This is a genomic window from Paenimyroides ceti (genome assembly GCF_030409925.1).
This window is the reverse complement of the sequence record NZ_JAUFQU010000001.1, coordinates 448,381-466,995: the sequence shown is the minus strand read 5'-3', so window position 1 is coordinate 466,995 and position 18,615 is coordinate 448,381. Positions and strand designations below refer to the sequence as shown.

Annotated in this window: 22 protein-coding genes; 10 read left to right on the top strand and 12 right to left on the bottom strand. The window is 36.3% G+C overall.

What is annotated here, in order from left to right:
* Positions 1 to 79: 79 nt before the first annotated feature.
* Positions 80 to 1,294, bottom strand: coding sequence for an NAD(P)/FAD-dependent oxidoreductase (locus QW060_RS02060; protein WP_290362055.1), 1,215 nt, complete (start codon positions 1,292 to 1,294; stop codon positions 80 to 82).
* 314 nt (positions 1,295 to 1,608) lie between these two features.
* On the opposite strand from QW060_RS02060, the gene QW060_RS02055 reads away from it, so the two are divergent.
* A complete protein-coding gene (locus QW060_RS02055; RefSeq protein WP_290362054.1) occupies positions 1,609 to 2,532 on the top strand; it encodes a sterol desaturase family protein in 924 nt (307 codons plus the stop codon).
* Between the two features lie 28 nt (positions 2,533 to 2,560).
* Here QW060_RS02055 and QW060_RS02050 read toward each other — a convergent pair whose 3' ends face one another.
* The gene (locus tag QW060_RS02050) at positions 2,561 to 3,391 is read right to left on the bottom strand and encodes a hypothetical protein (protein ID WP_290362053.1); all 831 of its coding nucleotides are present in this window, start codon (positions 3,389 to 3,391) and stop codon (positions 2,561 to 2,563) included.
* A gap of 246 nt (positions 3,392 to 3,637) precedes the next feature.
* On the opposite strand from QW060_RS02050, the gene QW060_RS02045 reads away from it, so the two are divergent.
* The 6 genes from QW060_RS02045 (at position 3,638) to QW060_RS02020 (ending at position 6,556) form a co-directional block, all read left to right on the top strand.
* Positions 3,638 to 3,952: a hypothetical protein gene (locus QW060_RS02045; RefSeq protein ID WP_290362052.1), complete on the top strand. Its 315-nt coding sequence runs from the start codon at positions 3,638 to 3,640 to the stop codon at positions 3,950 to 3,952.
* Between the two features lie 36 nt (positions 3,953 to 3,988).
* Positions 3,989 to 4,498 (top strand): hypothetical protein, encoded by a 510-nt coding sequence (locus tag QW060_RS02040; protein WP_290362051.1) that lies wholly within the window; start codon positions 3,989 to 3,991, stop codon positions 4,496 to 4,498.
* Between the two features lie 167 nt (positions 4,499 to 4,665).
* Positions 4,666 to 5,085: a MarR family winged helix-turn-helix transcriptional regulator gene (locus QW060_RS02035; protein ID WP_290362050.1), complete on the top strand. Its 420-nt coding sequence runs from the start codon at positions 4,666 to 4,668 to the stop codon at positions 5,083 to 5,085.
* A 16-nt stretch (positions 5,086 to 5,101) separates the two neighbouring features.
* Positions 5,102 to 5,521: an organic hydroperoxide resistance protein gene (locus tag QW060_RS02030; protein WP_290362049.1), complete on the top strand. Its 420-nt coding sequence runs from the start codon at positions 5,102 to 5,104 to the stop codon at positions 5,519 to 5,521.
* Positions 5,522 to 5,530: 9 nt separating this feature from the next.
* A complete protein-coding gene (locus QW060_RS02025) occupies positions 5,531 to 5,902 on the top strand; it encodes a DUF1304 domain-containing protein (RefSeq protein ID WP_397385581.1) in 372 nt (123 codons plus the stop codon).
* An 18-nt stretch (positions 5,903 to 5,920) separates the two neighbouring features.
* Entirely contained in the window at positions 5,921 to 6,556 is a 636-nt protein-coding gene (locus QW060_RS02020) for an NAD(P)H-dependent oxidoreductase (RefSeq protein WP_290362048.1), read from the top strand.
* A gap of 61 nt (positions 6,557 to 6,617) precedes the next feature.
* Here QW060_RS02020 and QW060_RS02015 read toward each other — a convergent pair whose 3' ends face one another.
* From QW060_RS02015 to QW060_RS02005, 3 genes are all read right to left on the bottom strand, one after another.
* Positions 6,618 to 7,088, bottom strand: coding sequence for an LIC11966 family surface protein (locus QW060_RS02015; protein ID WP_290362047.1), 471 nt, complete (start codon positions 7,086 to 7,088; stop codon positions 6,618 to 6,620).
* An 88-nt stretch (positions 7,089 to 7,176) separates the two neighbouring features.
* The gene (locus QW060_RS02010) at positions 7,177 to 7,812 is read right to left on the bottom strand and encodes a response regulator transcription factor (RefSeq protein ID WP_290362046.1); all 636 of its coding nucleotides are present in this window, start codon (positions 7,810 to 7,812) and stop codon (positions 7,177 to 7,179) included.
* A 26-nt stretch (positions 7,813 to 7,838) separates the two neighbouring features.
* Positions 7,839 to 10,088, bottom strand: a complete 2,250-nt coding sequence (locus tag QW060_RS02005) for a sensor histidine kinase (protein WP_290362045.1) — start codon at positions 10,086 to 10,088, stop codon at positions 7,839 to 7,841.
* 246 nt (positions 10,089 to 10,334) lie between these two features.
* On the opposite strand from QW060_RS02005, the gene QW060_RS02000 reads away from it, so the two are divergent.
* Positions 10,335 to 10,634: a hypothetical protein gene (locus QW060_RS02000; RefSeq protein ID WP_290362044.1), complete on the top strand. Its 300-nt coding sequence runs from the start codon at positions 10,335 to 10,337 to the stop codon at positions 10,632 to 10,634.
* 55 nt (positions 10,635 to 10,689) lie between these two features.
* Here the strand turns inward: QW060_RS02000 and QW060_RS01995 are convergent, their stop codons facing one another.
* Positions 10,690 to 11,835: a lipase family protein gene (locus tag QW060_RS01995; protein ID WP_290362043.1), complete on the bottom strand. Its 1,146-nt coding sequence runs from the start codon at positions 11,833 to 11,835 to the stop codon at positions 10,690 to 10,692.
* Positions 11,836 to 11,927: 92 nt separating this feature from the next.
* Complete coding sequence (locus QW060_RS01990) at positions 11,928 to 12,815, bottom strand: helix-turn-helix domain-containing protein (RefSeq protein ID WP_290362042.1); 888 nt, start codon at positions 12,813 to 12,815, stop codon at positions 11,928 to 11,930.
* Between the two features lie 152 nt (positions 12,816 to 12,967).
* Here QW060_RS01990 and QW060_RS01985 point away from each other — a divergent pair, with 152 nt between their 5' ends.
* A complete protein-coding gene (locus tag QW060_RS01985; RefSeq protein ID WP_290362041.1) occupies positions 12,968 to 13,594 on the top strand; it encodes an urease subunit gamma in 627 nt (208 codons plus the stop codon).
* A 56-nt stretch (positions 13,595 to 13,650) separates the two neighbouring features.
* A complete protein-coding gene (ureC, locus tag QW060_RS01980) occupies positions 13,651 to 15,363 on the top strand; it encodes an urease subunit alpha (RefSeq protein WP_290362040.1) in 1,713 nt (570 codons plus the stop codon).
* Between the two features lie 59 nt (positions 15,364 to 15,422).
* Here ureC and QW060_RS01975 read toward each other — a convergent pair whose 3' ends face one another.
* From QW060_RS01975 to QW060_RS01955, 5 genes are all read right to left on the bottom strand, one after another.
* Positions 15,423 to 15,995 carry a DUF1572 domain-containing protein gene (locus QW060_RS01975; RefSeq protein ID WP_290362039.1) on the bottom strand — a complete coding sequence of 191 codons (573 nt, stop codon included), beginning with the start codon at positions 15,993 to 15,995 and terminating at the stop codon, positions 15,423 to 15,425.
* Positions 15,996 to 16,094: 99 nt separating this feature from the next.
* Entirely contained in the window at positions 16,095 to 16,673 is a 579-nt protein-coding gene (locus QW060_RS01970) for an NAD(P)H-dependent oxidoreductase (protein WP_290364668.1), read from the bottom strand.
* Between the two features lie 101 nt (positions 16,674 to 16,774).
* Positions 16,775 to 17,341, bottom strand: a complete 567-nt coding sequence (locus tag QW060_RS01965) for a Crp/Fnr family transcriptional regulator (protein WP_290362038.1) — start codon at positions 17,339 to 17,341, stop codon at positions 16,775 to 16,777.
* Positions 17,338 to 18,030, bottom strand: coding sequence for a class I SAM-dependent methyltransferase (locus QW060_RS01960; RefSeq protein ID WP_290362037.1), 693 nt, complete (start codon positions 18,028 to 18,030; stop codon positions 17,338 to 17,340). The genes QW060_RS01965 and QW060_RS01960 overlap by 4 nt, the downstream gene beginning before the upstream one ends.
* A gap of 11 nt (positions 18,031 to 18,041) precedes the next feature.
* Entirely contained in the window at positions 18,042 to 18,614 is a 573-nt protein-coding gene (locus tag QW060_RS01955; protein WP_290362036.1) for a DUF1697 domain-containing protein, read from the bottom strand.
* Position 18,615: the final 1 nt, after the last annotated feature.

Sequence of the window (18,615 nt, the reverse complement as noted above, 5' to 3'; positions counted from 1 at the left end):
AATTATTTGTTTCCGGGAATTAGCAAGCCCTATATAATGCATTGTTTTTGCAAAGATGAAATCTTTTTGTTCCAATGGTTTATATTCTGTCTTCATTAAATCCATAAACATCAAGTCTCGGTTCTTCTTTATCTTCTACGATGTTGCGTATCATCTGTGCAGCAATCATACTAAAAGTAATTCCATTACCCCCATAACCCAATGCAAACAGCATGTTTGGCTTTTCCGGCCATGCTCCAATAAAAGGTAAACCGTCTTTTGTAGCACTAAAAGTACCACACCAGGCCATATCGGTTACAAACGGAATTTCAGGAAACATTTTTTTAAACTTATTCTCCAATTTTTTTATCTTGTTTCTCAGTCTGCTGTCTCTGTGTTTAGGATTTGAAAAAGATATATCTTCACCCCCTACGATAATTCGGTTATCAACAGTGGTACGCATATATAAATACGGTTCTTTTGTTTCCCAAATCAATGATCGGTTTTTCCACAACATGTCTTCATACACTGGCTGAGAGATGATCACATATGTTGAAAGCAAATCCATTACCTTTTTGGGAAGGAATTCTCCTGCTTCAAACCCTGCTGCAATGATTACATATTTACATTTTATTGTATTACCGCCTTCTGTGAGCAGTTTATAACCCGAAGATGTTTCCTCATAATCGGTTATAAGCGTATGGGAAAAAAGCTGAAAATTACTTTGCTTTAAATGATATTTCAAAATTGAAGTGGCTCCTTTATAGCAATCCATTTGTGCAGATGTTTCATTGTATAAAGCACCCGGTGCATCAAGATTCAATTGCTCTTTCAGCTCTTCTTTTTCGAGGAAATCTACAGGAAGGTCATATTTTTTGCGTATTTCATATTCTTTTTTTAGAAGTTTCAGACCTTTTCTATTGCTTGCCAGCAAAGTTGTAGGTACACGTCTGAAATCCGGATCAGCCTTTATTTTTTTATAAATATTTTCGAGATCCGTAATTGAGTCCAGACAATCTTTATATGCCTTTACAGCCTTTTCTTCTCCAACTTTTTCAATAAGTTCTGAAAGTGGAACATCTATTTCATACTGTAGCTGTGAAGTACTTGCCGCAGAACTACCTGTTGCAATCGTTCGTTTATCAATCATTACACAGGGAATTTTAGCCTCACAAAGTTCATGTGCCACGAGACTACCTGTGATTCCCGAACCGATAATTACAACTTCGGTTTCTATGTCTGCATCCAACGGATTGAAATAATCAAATAATTCATTTTTAATAATCCAATAGGGTAATCCTGAGTGTAAGTCCATTTTTTTTCTTTTATAGCTTTATGAATGTAAGAATTAATATTGTATCCGAAAAGACTATTTCAAAAAAAGAAATGCCGGTTTTCTTTTTTTCCAGCAAGAGAGATGAAGTACGTTAAAAAAACTAAAAATATCAGCACTTTATGGGTCTTAGACTGCAGAATTAACTATCTTTAAAAATTGTGAAAGGTTAGTAATGAACACAGAAGATTCTCAACTTTTCACCTCACAGCAAATAACAAACACTATACCCCTTATAAATCCACATAAAACATTACAACAAACATTTTTATTATTTAGAGAAAACACATTTATTTATGGAATTTACAAACCCTTTGGTTTATGGTGCCCCTTGTTTTATTGGTTTTATTTTATTAGAATTAAGTTATAGCAAACTTACCGGAAGAAAAGATTTATATAAACGTAAAGATTTTTTTGCCAGCCTACTGATCGGAAGCGGATCTGCAATACTTGCAGCTTTGCTTAAAACAGTAATTATCATTGCACTGTTTTCATTTGTGTACGATTTATTTAATCCGATAACCGACGGAGTACGTATGAATATTTTTGGATGGGAATCTTTTAGCTATGCCTGGTATGTCTGGATTTTATGTATGCTTGCCGATGATTTCAGCTACTATTGGTTTCACAGACAAAATCATATGGTTCGCTTTTTTTGGGCTGCACATATTGTACACCATTCTTCCGAAAATTTTAATTTAGGAACTGCTGTTCGCAACGGATGGTTTACCTTATTGTATAAACCTTTGTTTTATATGTGGATGCCTGCCATCGGATTTCCTCCTGAAATGGTAATTGTCTGTCTCGGAATAGAATCGTTATGGCAATTTCAACTACATACCACGTATGTACCAAAATTAGGTTTTCTTGACCGATTCATCAATTCGCACACCATGCATCAGGTTCATCATGCCAAGAATTTTGAATATATGGATAAAAATCACGGAGGTATTTTAAATATATTTGACCGTATGTTCGGAACATATCAGCCTTTAGACGAGCAGATAGAGATTAGCTACGGAGTAACCACTCCTCCGGAATCGCATAATATGTTTGATATTCTTACACACGAGTATATCAATATCTGGAATGACATGAAGAAAACAAAAAACTGGCGGTATAAATTTATGTATATATTCGGTCCTCCGGGATGGAGCCATGATGGCAGTACCAAAACCGTTAAACAAATGAGAAGAGAACTCATTCATAAAAAACAATAAAAAAAGCGTTCCGAGGAACGCTTTTTTTTTAACGGTTTAATGTTGTAATAAGTGAGGTAAATTCAGGATTGAGTTTGCCGTTTTTCAAAGTGTATGTTTTTTGCTTTTTTGTAATTTTATAGTCAGCGTCTACCGTATCATCTTCGAGTACTCCATGTTCAATTTCGTAAATTATTTTCCCGGATTTGCCTCCTTCATCTGTCGGAAAGATAAATCGTTCTGCAATATAATCCATATCTGCCCATCCTATAAGATCAGCCAATTGATTGAAACCATCCATGGCACTCCAATACAGCCATGAATCTCCTGATTCGGCACCACAATATTCGCCCTGATAATCGATCTGTATCAGATTGGTGATGTCTTTGAGTCCTTTATTATCAAAAACCTTTATATCAATCAGTCCCTCATCAGTAACTAAAGGAAATGCAAAACTGTCTGTTTGATAATTGGCGTTGTGCGGAATTGAAGTAAGATAGAGCAAGCTGTTATTATACTCACCTCCAAGATAGAAGGCTCCGATTCTGAAATAAAAATCATTTTCTTTGGTGCGAATCTTTTTAAAGGCTACGTTCTTTTTTTCTACATATACCGTTTTTTCCTGATAGTTAACAGCCATATATTTATTCAGATCTTCATCATCAGAATTCATAACGTTCACAACACGAAGGCTCTGTGCCGCTGGAATTTTACCTGCCATCTTCTTTTCTCCTAATCGTTTATAAAAAGGTATTTCCATGTCTGTGTAGACTACCTGTGTCTGTTCAGTAAAAGGCTGCAAAATATAGACAAGATCTTCCTGTGCCCATGAAAAAGAAGTAATTAAAATCGCAAAAATGCTCAATATAAAACGTTTCATTATTATCTGTTTAATTAAATATTACGTAATACAATTTGTGGAATAGCTGAACTGCAAATTCCGTAGTCAGTACCTCCATTGTCAACAGAAATATGTTTAGACTGATACAAAGATAAAGGCTTTTAACAACAGACGAATTCATTATTTTCAGGGATATTGTTCGTACAACATTAAAAAATAAATAGCTAAATTCAGTGATTCATCTCTATAAGAGCTTTTTGTATTTTTACACTTCAATAAATTGCTATGAAAAAGATAATTTTATTGATTCTATATACGAGTTTTTTAACCTCGTGCAGCTGTCTCAGAGTTTTCCGGGGAATTGTTGTTGATGAACACACCCAGATTCCAATTCACAAAGCCAAAGTTTCTGTACTGAATAAAGGACATGAACTTTTGGTAGAGACAGACAGTATCGGAAATTTTGAGGTATTTGTCAGAAATGGTTATGGTTGCCCCCGTATAAAAATTGCAATTGAGAAAGATGGCTATCAGATTCTTGAAACTAAACAACCCAACAATCAGGAAAGAACCCTACTCAAAATGAAACCCGTGAAATAAATTCTGTTCAAACCAAACTTAATTTAATCTGTGGACATGAAATCATTTTACAGTATATTTTTTACAGGGATCATCTTTTTATCTTACTCTTCCATGAAAGCCCAAACAGCCTGTGACCTGTTACTGTTAACACTACCCGATTACTATTCGTGGAAAGTACAGCATACTAGAACAGAAGAATATTATTCGTCTCATTATACAGCTTATGCCGTTTCAGACAGTGTATCCTCTGTGAAATCCTCACCTATTTTGGATTTTTCCGTCAATATCATGCCTTTAGAACCCACTTATGCAGCTCCAGAAAAAATCGTTGAAAATATCTATACCATAATCCGCCATTACGATAAAAAAGCGACACTGACATTAGTAAAAAGGGAAGAAAAATCTACAACAAAAAATTATTTCTATGCACTTTCCGGTGAGAAAACAACTCTTTTGTTATTTTACAAAACTACCCACACGTGTTTTTATAGTGCTGAGATAGAAATTCCAAATAGTATTTTAGAAAAAATCTCCATTGAAGAATGGATCGATATCTTTTTTTAACGCAATACTACTTTAAGTTCAAATTGAAATCTTCTTTTTGAATACGCCTATTTCTCCACCAACAACTTCTCTTAAATACTCGTTACTATTTTTTTTATGAAAATTTTAAATATATTTCACACAATTATATTGTGCAAAATATATAAATTTGTATCATAATTTGAATTATGAAAGATTTATTACAATTAAAAGAGCAGGTTTGTTTTCCGGTATATGCGCTATCAAGAGAAATTACACAGCATTACAGACCGTTATTGGATGAATTAGGTCTTACCTATCCTCAATATTTAGTTCTTTTGGTATTATGGGAAAATAAAAAGCAGACCGTCAATCAGCTCGGTGAAAAACTTCGGTTAGATACAGGTACTCTGACACCATTATTGAAAAGAATGGAACAGAAAAATATCATCAGCCGTAACCGGAGCAGTCAGGATGAACGAGTGGTAGAGATCACGTTAACAGATACAGGTAATGCGCTAAGTGAAAAAGCGCAAAGCATTCCTATGAAGATGATTGCTTCTATGGGCATATCTCTTGACGATCTCGAAGCATTAAAGAGAATCGCTAATAAAATTTTAAACAAATAACTCAATACATTTAATTATGAAAACATTATATACAGCAGCAGCGACTGCTACCGGCGGAAGAAATGGTCATGTAAAAAGTGAAAACGGAATTCTGGATCTCGAAGTAAGAATGCCAAAAGCACTGGGTGGAGCAACAGATGATTACAGCAATCCGGAAATGCTATTTGCCGCAGGATATGCTGCTTGTTTTGACAGTGCTCTCAATCGCGTTATTAGTTTACAGAAAGTGAGTACAGGAACAACACAGGTAACGGCAAAAGTAGGAATCGGTCAGATTGACAACGGGGGATTTGGTTTAGAAGTAGCTCTTTCAGTAGTGGTACCCGGAGTATCAAAAGAAGAAGCTCAGAAATTAGTTGAAAAAGCACATGAGATATGTCCTTATTCAAATGCTACCCGGGGAAATATTGAAGTAACTCTTACCGTAACTAACTAAAAAAAACAGATGATACACCTAATTGCACAAATACTGATTGGCGTTGTTGCTGTTGAGCATCTATATATTTTATGGATGGAAATGTTTGCCTGGGAAACAGCAGGAAAAAAAACGTTTAAAGGATCCCTGCCAGAAGATTTGTTTCAACCAACAAAAGGTTTGGCTGCAAATCAGGGTTTATATAACGGATTTCTTGCAGCAGGACTTATCTGGTCTCTGTTCATCAGTGATCCTATGTGGCAGACAAACATAGCATCATTCTTTCTTATCTGTGTATTAGTCGCGGGCATTTACGGCGCATTAACTGCCTCTCGCAAAATATTTTTTGTACAGGCACTGCCAGCTCTCATTGCCCTGATTTTTGTATTATCTGCTTCATAACATAACAAACAATTAAAAATGGAATTATTAGATAATTTACGTTGGCGCTATGCCACAAAAAAATATGACCCTGCCAAGAAAGTGCAGGAAGAAGATGTAGATAAAATCATTGAAGCAGCACGTCTGGCTCCTACATCTTCAGGATTACAACAATTCAGGGTATTGGTTATTAGCAATCAGGAATTAAAAGAAAAAATTGTACCCATTGCTTTTGATCAGCAGATTATAGCAGATTGTTCTCATTTATTGGTCTTTGCTGCATGGGATAACTATACTGAGGAGCGCATTGATGGTATGTATGATTTTACAACTGACGAGAGAGGATTACCACGCGGCAGATTCAGCAGCTATACCGATCGCTTAAAGTCTTTATATCTGAAGCAGCCGCAGGAAGTAAATTTTGTACATACTGCCCGTCAATCCTATATAGGTTTTGCATTGGCTATTGCTCAGGCTGCTGAATTAAAAATTGATGCTACTCCTGTAGAAGGTTTTAATAATGAACAGCTCGACGCTTTATTAAACCTGAAAGAAGCAGGGTTAAAAAGTGTAACATTGCTGCCAATCGGTTACCGCGATACTGATGGTGACTGGCTTGCCGGAATGAAAAAAGTAAGAAATCCGAAAGAGGATTTTGTAATAGAATACAAATAATCCTTTTTTATTTTATTGTTAAACAAAAAAATCCTTTGTCTTGCAACAAAGGATTTTTTAATTATTTATTATAATCTCTTTCAAATTTATCAGAAGCCTGATTCACATTTTCAGCCATATTTTCGAAAGCATTGTTGATATTATTTAACAATAGCTGTTCTGCTGCAGGATCCTGAGTATTCTTTTTGCGAAGATCTATCAATTTCGGATAATCATCTGTAACAATTTTCTTATATCCTTTTAGTCCGTTTAAAACAGCATTTTGTAATTGAGCATCACCATTGAAATCGCCTATATCTTCCATTTTTTTAATATCCTGATCAATGGCTTTTTCCCATTCTACTCTAACTTTTTCTGCTTTATCATAATCTTTTGACTGCATGGCACTGTTCATATCTGTCATGTGCTTATCAGAGCCGTTGATAACGGTTACAATTTCATTATTGTATTGTACCGGATCTTTTTTTTCGTTACAACTCATCATTACCAGTAATGAGCTCAGGACGATTCCTTTTAAAAATAACTTTTTCATTTTAATCTTTTTTAATAATACATTCATTACAAAAATAGACTGAAGAAGTAAGGGATACTATCCCTGAAATTAGTGGTTTTGATGTTTATTACAGAGACTCTCTGATCAGACCGTATTCAAGTGCTAATTTGATGACAGTAGTCAGATTTTTAACTTCAAATTTTTCCATAAGATTTTTTCTATGGCTATCTACTGTATGAGGGCTGATAAAAAGAATATCTGCAATTTGTATGGTCGTATATCCTTTTGCTGCCTGTTGCAGGATTTCTTTCTCTCTTCGGGTTATTTTGGGAACTTTTTTTAAGCCTTCCTGCTGTTTTCTCTGCATAATCTGCTGTGTTTGAGTACACAAAAAGACAGTTCCCTGGAGAACAGTATGTATTCCCGTAATGATGTCAATCCCTGAAGCATTTTTTTGAATATACCCGTCTGCTCCTTCCTGCAACATACTGTTGATTACAGCAAACTCATTATGTACACTCAATATGATTATCTTCATTTCGGGATATGTATTTTTTATTTGTGCCACCACTTCAATACTGTTGATATCGGGTAGGTTAATATCCAGAAATAATACATCTGCCGTGATATTTTTCAGTCCTTCTAATGTCGATTGACCATCAAAGAAGCAGGCTTTGACCATCAGATCTTTTTCTGCGGCAAAAACATTTTTGAGTCCTTCAAGCAGTAAAGGATGATCGTCAGTTATAATTATATCTATCATTTGTATTTTTTATTTTTAAATTCTTTTTATAAAGGAAAGTCAAGCTCAATAGTTGTACCAATACCATTTTGTGAATCAATATACATAGTTCCTTTAAGAAAGTCAAGTCTGGATTGTATGTTATGCATCCCCGCAGATCTTTGTCCATTGAGTTTTACAGGATCAAATCCAATTCCGTCATCCTCAACAGTGATAAACATTCTGCTTTCATTTTCAGACAACTGTATGTAAATCTGATGTGCAACAGCATGCTTTATAGCATTATTTACTAACTCCTGGATGATGCGGTAAACAATAATCTGTTTTTCTGCCGGCAACTGCCCTGAATAGTTTATGAATTGGACAGTAACTTCCATTTCTTCATGCGACATACGACGAACATATTCTTTCAATGTTTCTTCCAGACCGTATTTGAGCAGGAGTTCAGGCATAAGGTTATGAGCGATTCGTCTGAGTTCATCTACTGCAATATCTAAATGTGAGAGGGAACGGCTGATGTTTTTTTCTAACGGTTTATCGGTCACTTTTTCTGAAAGCTGAGAGAGTTCTATCCGGGTTCCGGACAGCAATCCTCCCAATCCATCGTGTAAATCTCTCGCTAACCGGGTGCGTTCACTTTCCTGTCCCTCTAACATCGCTTTCAGATTCGATATTTCACTGTTTTGCTTGATCTGATCGATTTCCAAAAGATGTAGATTTTCTTTCTGTCGCAATGTCTTTTCCCGCTGGCGATAAGCATAATAAAGAAAAATTGCACTCAGGAAAAAGGCGCATGCCAATAGAAAGTAATAGGTATTCGTTTTGGATTTATAGGCTAAATTCTGCTGAGAAATTTTTAACTCTTGTGCTCTCTTCTGCATTTCCAGACGGGCAAGCTTTAACTCCTGTCCTCTTTTATCAGCCTCTAACTGGATAACTTCCAATACCTGCTTCTGATTTTGTTCATTCAGTTTCATATTTTCCAGTTGCTGAAACTGCTGCCCTGATAAGGCATGCATAAGGCTGATGGTCTGCTCTCTCTTTTCTGCTTCAAGCTGCATGTGTATTAAGGCCTGTTTTTGTCGTTCTTTTTCAAACTGTGCTTCCAGTCTCTGTGCCTGTTCCAGTTTCCGTGCATTATAAACTTCTTCAAAAACCTTTACATACTGTTTGTAGTAATGTAACGCTTTTTCATAGTTATTCTCATTTTCATAAAGTTCTGAAAGTTTGGCAAACAAACTCAGAGAAACTCCTTTGTCTTCCATAGGGTTATTGATCAAAGCAGCTAAAGCAGCTAACAGATATTTTTCAGCATCTTCATTTTTATTTGTTTTAATGCTGTAATCAGCTTTGATTCCGTAAGCGGCTGCAACCTGAGACATCTGACGGGTTTCTGTAGCGACTTCTAAAGCCAGATCAGCATATCCGAGTCCCTTCTGCTGATCGTTCTGAGGATAATATTGTAAGTATAGATTGGCAAGATTTACAGCGGCAAAAGACAGATCGGAAGGTATGGCCATTTTGTCTTTATTATTCTGATATGTTTTTATGGCCTGTTGGTAGTAATGTTCTGCTTTGTTGCGAAGAGAAAGTTCTGTAATATTGGTGCGGTATTGTTCCTCATACATATATCCCATAATCATATAGGCATCAAAAATATCCATCGGATTATTTTTAACTTTAGCCATCTGTAAGGTCAATTCTGCATATTTCTGTTGTTGCTCATAGGCTCTCCAATTCGCATATACAGAACACAATTCTTTATAAATGGCTGTTTTGCGTGAAATTACCAAATCCGTTTCCGGTGCTTTGTCGTAATAGTTCAAGGCTTTCTGAAAGCTTTCTATTGCCGTCATTTCTTTTCCATACCTCAACCACATCCAGCCTTCACAATACAGCACATAACCTTTCGTCACATTATCTTTTGTCTTTTCAGAAAACACCCTCGCCTGTCTGAGATTGTTAAAAGCGCTGATACTGTCTTCTAAGACCAGTTTATTCATTGCCATAATTCCGTAGAGATAGGCAGCATACTGTCCGTCTTTTTTCTTCCGTGCCACAGCAATGTCTTTTTTTAATAAATCCATTGCTTCTTCTTTACGATTATTAAAGAATAGCGCCTGTGCGTATTTACCGCTTTGCAGTAATTGTTCTTCACTACCGGCAGCAGCGTTGTGATACGACTTAGCCACAGCATCTACAACTGTTTGTGCTCTTCCATAATAGGAGCTCAGCAAGCCGACTATCAATATCAACAGCAAATGAAGTAGCTTTCTGCGCGCCCGATGTTTTTTCATTATTAATTCTTTTATTTTTATGCCACTGTCAGTGAATATGTTTTTCTTTCGTATATATCGAAAAAAAATTACTCGCTAAAAAACGTAAAAATAGTATTAAAAAACGGAATGAAATATCCCTGTAATCAACTATAAAATGGATTTCTACAACTTGAATTTCTATCGATATTTATACCATAATTTGGCAATATATTGTGACGCTCAAAAAAATATTTCACTAAATTTATAGGTATGAAAATTTAAGCTATGAGAAAATTAACCCATGTACCCAACAAAGATGTCGCTTCAAGATTGAAGCCCATCAGCAGAAAAGAATTGATCAAAACACTGGTCGAGATTGAAAACACGTCTGAATTGTATATTTTGGCACAAGATGAGTTACTTGCTGCTCCGATTGAGAAAGCAGATGCACCCTTTTTTGTTAGAGATCTGACGACTAAGGATAAGATGGATGATTTTATATCTCATCTGGAATCTGTTGAAAATATCAACTTTACCTTTTTAAACAAGAAAGAGTTTGAAAGTCTTACCAAACCTCCTATGTAAATAATTTTGATTTATATATTTTGTTTTTACCCCCCTGTTTCCCAAAGATCAGGGGTTATTTATTCGGATCTGTCTGTGGTGGTTCGAGATCGGATAATCCTGAGTAATACTCACGGAGCAAAAACCGGTAGGGAACAATTCCATGGTGGTAGTAAGCCGTTTTCTTGACTTTTTGAAAGTAAGCATAATAGGCAGGATTTACTAAAAGTGTGATCGGTACTCCCGGTCTTACAAAATAGGTTGTATTGATGGTGTTAGGTATTTTGAGTTCGGGCAGTTCTTTCTGAATAAATTTACCACAGTATTTACCCAAATATTTTTGATAGGCTTCAGAAGACTTTGTAGCCTTTTTTTCCATATTGTTAAATGCTTTTTTTAAAAAAATTCTTTGAAAAAAAGGCATACGGTCAAATCGTTTGGCAAGGTTCATAATCGGATTCGGAGCATTCATATCTTCTTCCAGTTGTTGAGTGGTAAGAGGCATTTCAGGCACCGGATCTGCTGTGTTTACAACACTAAAACTCCATTTTGCAGCCGTTATATTATCATAATCATAGGCAAAGTACATGTTACCTACTTTGGTAGGGGCGCAGGCATACGTTTTTACCTGCATCAACGGATAAATACCTTTTCTTTTAAGGTGCAGCAACCAGGCGCTTATATAATACGATAAAGAACCTCCCTGACTGTGTCCTGTAACCAGAAAATTATGATGTCCTGATTGATACAATGAGTCTATTGTTGGCAGCATATCTTTCGCGAGATAACCAAACCCTATGAGAAAACCTGCATGTAGAGCGGCTCTCTCATCCGTTGCGAGATAATATTGCAGAGTATCCTTTTTATGTAAAACAATTTCTCCTTTTGCAGGTAGCATTGCACAATAAAAATCAGCTAAAACGGATTTTGAATCGGAAGTAGTTCCCCGCAGCGAAATAACAGCCGTATCATCTGATCGCATCCACAAATTCCACATATTATCAAGACCTATACTCTCTGATTGATGCAAAAATTCATATTCAGGTATCAGATAATCGTGTTTATCCAAGGATAAGGTGTCCACGAAAGCATTGTTTAATTGTAGTAAATCATCACACTCCTGAGCATCGAAACCAGATTGGAATCTGTACGAACTCTTTTGTGCATGGAGGTTCAGACAGCATAAACACACCAACAGGAAACTATAATATACTTTTTTCATCTGTTTTACTTGGTTCTATTTTCGATCTCACTATTCGGTTATCTTCACTAAGCTACCAAAGTTTATTCAGTCTGCAAAATTTAAATATTATTTTATCGGACACTGCTCCTCATTTTCAACCGGTATTCTTTAGGTGTTTGACCTGTGGTCTTTTTGAAAAGACGGGTAAAATAAGAAGGAGATTGAAAATTGAGATGGTACGCAATTTCAGCAATATCCTGTGTCATATCATGTAGTAAAAGCATACTATGCCTAATACTGAATTCAGTAATCCATTGCTTTGCAGATTTACCCGTGGCTTTCTTTACACATTTATTCAGATAATTTTCAGAAATGGCCATCTGTCGCGCATAATAGAGAACAGATCGCGTATTGATGTGATGGCTTTGTACCAGCTGTTTGAAACGGTATACAATTTCCATATCTCTTACTGACCAGCAGGTAGGTAAAGCATAGTGGTTGAGCCGCGCTAAAACCGAATTAAAAATCGGCAGGTAGATTTCCGATCTGTTTTGAAGATGTTTGAGTTCTTCGTCTAAGAGAATAAAGGTCGCGGCAATAGCCTGTTTGTCATACCCATCTAAAGATAAAAACGGTGCATGTTTATAGTAATCCTGATTTCCGTGCATTAAGAGATATTGTGTAAGTACATCATCTTCGTACAGCATGACATAGCCTTCGGCATCTTCTGATACAGCATGGGTAAGAGTCCAGTTACCCTGTTTAACATGAATACAGGAACCTTCATTAACTGTAAATATTTCATCATCTATTTGCTGCTGAACAAACCCTTTCACCACAAAAATCAAAAAATAAAAAGAAGTTCTGTATGCCTGGACCGGAATGATAATGTCTTTCAGATAGTGTTGAATGGTATAGACCTGTAAAGAATTATTGTTGGTAAGAATATCCGGTTCTATAGCTGGAAAGAAACTTTTTTTATATTCATAATTGGAAAAAATTTTCAAAGAAGCACTCATTATATACTCTGATTATTGCCCTACAAAAATAAGGAATTTTAGTTGGTTTTATTTTTATCGTGTACGGAATTGTGCTATGAATAAACGGCTTTGTAGGATTATGTGACGTATGGTAAGTTTAATTTCGCATAAATTATAAAGTCCTAATAAATATGTATTTAACGTATCAAGAAAGAGAGAGAATGCTATTGCTATTTGCAGCACAGATAGCTGAAAACAGAAAACAAAAAGGATTAAAATTAAATTATCCGGAAACCGTTTCATACTTATCCGGCTATATCATTGAAGGTGCCCGTGAAGGAAAAACGGTAAGCCGTCTCATAGAGGAGTGTACACAATTGCTTTCTGCAAAAGATGTTATGGATGGTGTTACCGATTTATTGACGGAATTACAGGTTGAAGCTACTTTTCCTGACGGAACAAAATTAGTGTCTATCCACCACCCTATCATGCAACAGCATTCTTCGCATACAGTACCTGGTGCTTATGAATTTGCAGAGGGTGATATCAGTCTGCTCCCAAACAGAGAACGCCTTACAATATCAGTAACTAACAAAGGTGACCGACCGGTACAGGTTGGTTCGCATTATCACTTTTATGAAGTCAATCCGGCATTGGATTTTGACCGTGAAAAAACCAAAGGCTATCGACTGGATATTGCCTCAGGACTTTCTACCCGGTTTCTTCCCGGTATTACGTATCAGGTAGATCTTGTGGCTTATGGAGGAACAAAGGAAATTTATGGTTTTGCAGGTAAAGTAAACGCAAAACTGTCATAAAATCTGTGTACAATGAAGAGTTTTCTATTTCATGAACACATATAATTTTAAACGAAATGAAAAAAATATCAAGAAAAGAATATGCAAGCTATTATGGTCCTACAACCGGTGATAAAATACGACTTGCAGATACCAATCTATGGATTGAGGTTGAAAAAGATTATACCATCTATGGTGATGAATGCATTTTTGGAGGCGGAAAAGTGATTCGTGACGGTATGGGACAACACCCTACGGCAACGTATAAAGATGGTGTGCTGGATACAGTCATCATCAACGCAGTTATTTTAGATCACTGGGGTATTATCAAAGCCGATATCGGTATCCGTAACGGCCGCATTGCAGGCATTGGTAAAGCCGGGAATCCTTATATAATGGATGGTGTGAGTCCGAATATGATCATTGGCGTTGGTACTGAAGTAATTGCAGGAGAAAACCTAATTGTCACCGCCGGAACAATTGATACTCATGTCCATTATATATGTCCGCAACAATTTGAAGTTGCTTTACAATCGGGAACTACAACTGTTGTTGGTGGTGGTTCAGGACCAGCCGCCGGGTCGTTGGCAACAAATTGTATGTCGGGAATCTGGAATTTGCAAAAGATGCTTCTGGCTACTGATCCTATTCCTGTAAACTTTGTATTTCTGGCAAAAGGTAACAGTTCTAATCCGGAAGCACTGCACGAAGTTATCAGTGCGGGAGCGGGCGGAATGAAAATCCATGAAGACTGGGGCAGTACTCCTTATGTTTTAAATAATTGTCTTGAAGTAGCGGATGAAGCGGATGTTCAGGTTTGTATCCATACGGATACATTGAATGAAGCCGGTTTTGTAGAAGATTCTTTAAAATCGTTTAACGGACGATCTATACATACTTATCATACAGAAGGTGCCGGAGGTGGTCATGCACCTGATTTATTAAAAGTGGCTGCTTATGACAATATTTTGCCTTCCTCTACTACACCTACCAATCCATTTACGATTAATACTATTGATGAGCATTTAGATATGATGATGATTTGCCATCATCTTGATAAGAATATTCCTGAAGATGTAGCGTTTGCCAAATCGCGTATTCGTGCTCAGACAATTGGTGCTGAAGGTATTCTACAGGATATGGGAGCTATCAGTATGATGAGTTCAGATTCCCAGGCTATGGGACGTATTGGCGAGGTAGTAACCCGTACATGGCAAATAGCCGATAAGATGAAAAAGGACCGTGGTGCTTTGGATGGTGAAATGTTTAATGATAATGTGAGAGCCAAGAGATATATTGCGAAATATACGATTAACCCGGCTATTACTCATGGAATCTCTGAATATGTAGGTTCAGTTGAAGTAGGAAAAATGGCCGATCTGGTATTTTACAAACCTGCGGCTTTTGGCGTAAAACCTGAAATGGTGATGAAAGGAGGTATGATTGCCTTTGCCGGTATGGGTGATCCTAATGCTTCTATCTCTACACCACAACCTTATATGTATCGTCCGATGTGGGGTAGCTTTGGAGATGTACCTGCAAAAACCTCCGCTTTATTTGTTGCTCAACAGGCGATTGATTTAGGAAAAATAGAAGAATTAGGGGTTAAAAAAATGTTGAAAGCAGTAAAAAACACCAGAAATGTTAAAAAATCAGATTTACTCCATAACGGCTGTATGCCTGAGATAACGATGGATCATAGGACGTATGAGATTGCCATTGACGGAGAAAAAGTAGTTATAGAACCTTCTACTTCTCTTCCAATGGCACAATTGTACTTTATTTCTTAATTATTTTTTGTACTTAAAAACCTTCTGTAATTAAATTATACAGAAGGTTTTTTTTTAAACTATTTCTCTTCGTTATTGAGGTATTGGTCTGTAAAATGTCTTGTCTGCCTTGGTTTTGAAAATTTATCTTCATTATATTTCTTCGATTCTCCTTTAGGTATGGAAAGAGATTTCCAGTCTGTATTACAAATCATTTTCCCAAGATATACAATCTGTCCTATATGGTAAGGATAGTGTGCTAACTGACGGTTGATGGCTTCAATGACCGTATGTCCTTCATTACGTATGTAAATGATTTTCGAGAGATCATCTTCCGTCAGATTATCTAATGCATGAAATAAACACTGCCAGCCTTCCTGCCACTTTGCTAACAACTCTTGTTTTTCTTTTACAAGAGGTTCGAACTCTTCCTCTCTGTTTCTCCATTCTTTTTCTCCGTCTGTGGTTAAAAAGTCGATCCATCGCGAACGCATATTGCCCCATAAATGCTGTACAATCATTGCAATACTATTACATTCTTCATTATACTGCCAGAACAACGCATCATCCGGCAACTGAAGAAACGTTTTATCTCCCAGTGCCTTATAGTATTCAAATTGTTTTTTTACACTTGGTAGGTATTCAGCTCTCATATCCTTATTTTTTTAGTAAATCAATTACTTTTTTTATTAACTGTCAGACTCTAAATTACAAAATAAACAAAGAATAACCAGCTGTATTTACCACCTTTTTTATTGCACTTTATTCCCCAACTTTCTTGTTTTTTCAAGCCACTTTAACCTCTTTGTTTCATCTGATGTTTTGATAATTCCTATTTTGGTAACACGTACCGGGCTTACTCCACAGAATTGCAAGGTTGCTTTTTTCAGCTGATTAATGCTCGGTCTGGCAAACATCAGACGATAGTACCAACCAGGCTGATCCATGGTGGTTATAATATGAGCTGTTTTACCTTTTAGAAGCTTGTCCCAAAAAAGAGAATCAGGACGGTATTTAAAAGCATATCCCGGTAAGAAAAGACGGTCGATAAATCCTTTCATAACAGCGGGTAATCCGCCCCACCAAACAGGGTGTATCCACACCTGATGGTCTGCCCACTGGATGGTTTCCCATGCCTGCTGCAGATCGGGCTCCCATTCCATTCGTTTACGGTAGCCAAAAGATAAATCGGGATTAAAATTTAACTGTGAAATAATAATTTCTTTTACTTCAGCACCTTTTTGCAAAGCGCCTTTTTTATAGGCTTCAGCAAGAGCAAAATTAAAACTCTCAGGATTTGGGTGTCCGTTTATTATTACTATTTTTTTCATGGCTGCTATTCTGGTTAAGTTTTGAAAATATCCGTTTATTTTACCGGAGATTGATTTCAACAAAAATAGGCAAGAAAATAATGACTATACAGGACAAATGTCTATAACGTATTTCCGCTTCGTATTCTGCTCAGATGGCGCGGTGTGATTCCCAAATATGAAGCCAGATAGTGTAAGGGTATTTGTTGAAGATAATGTGGCTGTTTGCGAAGCAGGTTATTATATCGCTGCAATGAGGTATCGCGCTGTAGCTGAAAAACTCTTTCTTCAAGCTCAATATATTGCTGCTCAGCGATTATTTTTAAAAAACGTGTCCAGTTTGTATTTGTTTTTTCAAGAGTAGCAATGTCTTGTTTCTTTATCACCCATATCTCTGATGCAGTAAGAGCCTGCATGTTTTCAAGACTCGCATCATCAGTAATAAAAGCAGAATATGCTGTCATCATTTCATGCGGAAATCTGAAACAATAGGTACTTTCATTACCCTCTGTTGTGGTATAGTACGATCTGAAAATACCCGATTTGATATAAGCAACTTCTTTAACGGCATTCCCTTCTTTTATAAAGAATTCATGTTTGGCAATTTCTCTTTTTTCAAATAATTGTATTACCTCCTGTATTTCTTCAGGCGTAAAGATCCCGAAACTATGAAAGTAGCTTTCTATCATTTTTGAGTTAAAGATGTTTTCGGTAATTTATAGAGTTTTGCCATTGTGTAAAGCCTATGAACTGTTTCACCAGTTTTACTGGTGACCTCTTCTGAGCTTTCAACCATCTCAGCAATTTTAAAATCTGTTGTATTTACAAGAGTCATAATATCCTCATTGTCATATAAACGGAAACCATATTGCGTAAAAGGCAGTTTTTCCATAAACTTTTTTTGTGCATACGTTACGATAAAGATTCCTTCGGGTTTTAATACCCGATAGATTTCACTTAATAATTTTTCTGCATCTTCCCAGAAATAAATAGTATTTACTGTCATTATTTTGTCAAATGACTGGTCCAAAAACGGCAAGGTGATACCATTATATTGTTTGAAAACAGCCTTTTGATTTTCTACCCAGTGTATATTCAGCAAGGCTGCCTGTTCACACATTGTCTCTGAAACCTCAATTCCAGTGTACTTAAGATTTTTTGTCTGTTGGAGTATTTCTGTTAAATGTCCACAATTACCATGTCCCAATTCCAATAAACGTTCTCCTTCTTTACACTCAAGATTTTTTATGGTATTCATCGTCATACCTATATTACCTGTGTTCATCGTTTCTCCCATAGCAATCCCTTCATCACCCGAAGGACAACTCAGCTGTTGCGCCATCTCTTTCAATTCTTTTTCAGATAATCTTGATGCCATGTTTTCTGTTTTTATAAAATTTCTGTTTCCTGAGCCAGTTGTAGTAAAGCGGTTGTTGTCTTCCAGTTTCTGGTTGTTGCTGTAACTTTTAAACGTTTTTCTAAAAAATTATTATTGAGTTTCGTATTTCCATATCCTTCAGGACAATAGAGATAGATTACTTTACCGGAAAACGCCATTTTTTCCTGCTCTGTCTTTTTACTCTCAATAGCTTTTAGATCCACTACAGCAGGCGGAATTTTCAGAAATGTAACGTGGAAAAATGAAGGATCTAAAGTCTCATCTTTCAGAAACGGATTATTATGGATCACATTTTTTAAAGCCTCAACATTCATTACCTGAACCGGTATATCTAATGAAAATTCTTTTTTTATATACTGCTCAATGGTTTGCTCTAACATTTGCTCATCAGTAGCTAAAGCTCTGAAAGTAACATTTCCGCTTTGCAGATAAGTATGGATATCATAAAAGCCAATGGTGGTATAGAGGTTTCGTAAAGCTTCCATTTTTATTATATTCTTACCGCTTACGTTGATGCCGCGCAGGATTGAAATATAGGTAGTGAGTGATGTATTTTTGAGCATC

Coding starts and splice junctions, on each gene's coding strand:
- QW060_RS01965 (WP_290362038.1), bottom strand. CDS start 17,341: ATGATAGAAAGCTACTTTCATAGTTTCGGGATCTTTACGCCTGAAGAA.
- QW060_RS01970 (WP_290364668.1), bottom strand. CDS start 16,673: ATGAAAAAAATAGTAATAATAAACGGACACCCAAATCCTGAGAGTTTT.
- QW060_RS01995 (WP_290362043.1), bottom strand. CDS start 11,835: ATGAAAAAAGTATATTATAGTTTCCTGTTGGTGTGTTTATGCTGTCTG.
- QW060_RS01975 (WP_290362039.1), bottom strand. CDS start 15,995: ATGAGAGCTGAATACCTACCAAGTGTAAAAAAACAATTTGAATACTAT.
- QW060_RS01985 (WP_290362041.1), top strand. CDS start 12,968: ATGTATTTAACGTATCAAGAAAGAGAGAGAATGCTATTGCTATTTGCA.
- QW060_RS02020 (WP_290362048.1), top strand. CDS start 5,921: ATGGAATTATTAGATAATTTACGTTGGCGCTATGCCACAAAAAAATAT.
- QW060_RS01990 (WP_290362042.1), bottom strand. CDS start 12,815: ATGAGTGCTTCTTTGAAAATTTTTTCCAATTATGAATATAAAAAAAGT.
- QW060_RS02025 (WP_397385581.1), top strand. CDS start 5,531: ATGATACACCTAATTGCACAAATACTGATTGGCGTTGTTGCTGTTGAG.
- QW060_RS02060 (WP_290362055.1), bottom strand. CDS start 1,294: ATGGACTTACACTCAGGATTACCCTATTGGATTATTAAAAATGAATTA.
- QW060_RS02010 (WP_290362046.1), bottom strand. CDS start 7,812: ATGATAGATATAATTATAACTGACGATCATCCTTTACTGCTTGAAGGA.
- QW060_RS02030 (WP_290362049.1), top strand. CDS start 5,102: ATGAAAACATTATATACAGCAGCAGCGACTGCTACCGGCGGAAGAAAT.
- QW060_RS02050 (WP_290362053.1), bottom strand. CDS start 3,391: ATGAAACGTTTTATATTGAGCATTTTTGCGATTTTAATTACTTCTTTT.
- QW060_RS01960 (WP_290362037.1), bottom strand. CDS start 18,030: ATGGCATCAAGATTATCTGAAAAAGAATTGAAAGAGATGGCGCAACAG.
- QW060_RS02000 (WP_290362044.1), top strand. CDS start 10,335: ATGAGAAAATTAACCCATGTACCCAACAAAGATGTCGCTTCAAGATTG.
- QW060_RS02055 (WP_290362054.1), top strand. CDS start 1,609: ATGGAATTTACAAACCCTTTGGTTTATGGTGCCCCTTGTTTTATTGGT.
- QW060_RS02045 (WP_290362052.1), top strand. CDS start 3,638: ATGAAAAAGATAATTTTATTGATTCTATATACGAGTTTTTTAACCTCG.
- ureC (WP_290362040.1), top strand. CDS start 13,651: ATGAAAAAAATATCAAGAAAAGAATATGCAAGCTATTATGGTCCTACA.
- QW060_RS02005 (WP_290362045.1), bottom strand. CDS start 10,088: ATGAAAAAACATCGGGCGCGCAGAAAGCTACTTCATTTGCTGTTGATA.
- QW060_RS02015 (WP_290362047.1), bottom strand. CDS start 7,088: ATGAAAAAGTTATTTTTAAAAGGAATCGTCCTGAGCTCATTACTGGTA.
- QW060_RS01955 (WP_290362036.1), bottom strand. CDS start 18,614: ATGCTCAAAAATACATCACTCACTACCTATATTTCAATCCTGCGCGGC.
- QW060_RS02040 (WP_290362051.1), top strand. CDS start 3,989: ATGAAATCATTTTACAGTATATTTTTTACAGGGATCATCTTTTTATCT.
- QW060_RS02035 (WP_290362050.1), top strand. CDS start 4,666: ATGAAAGATTTATTACAATTAAAAGAGCAGGTTTGTTTTCCGGTATAT.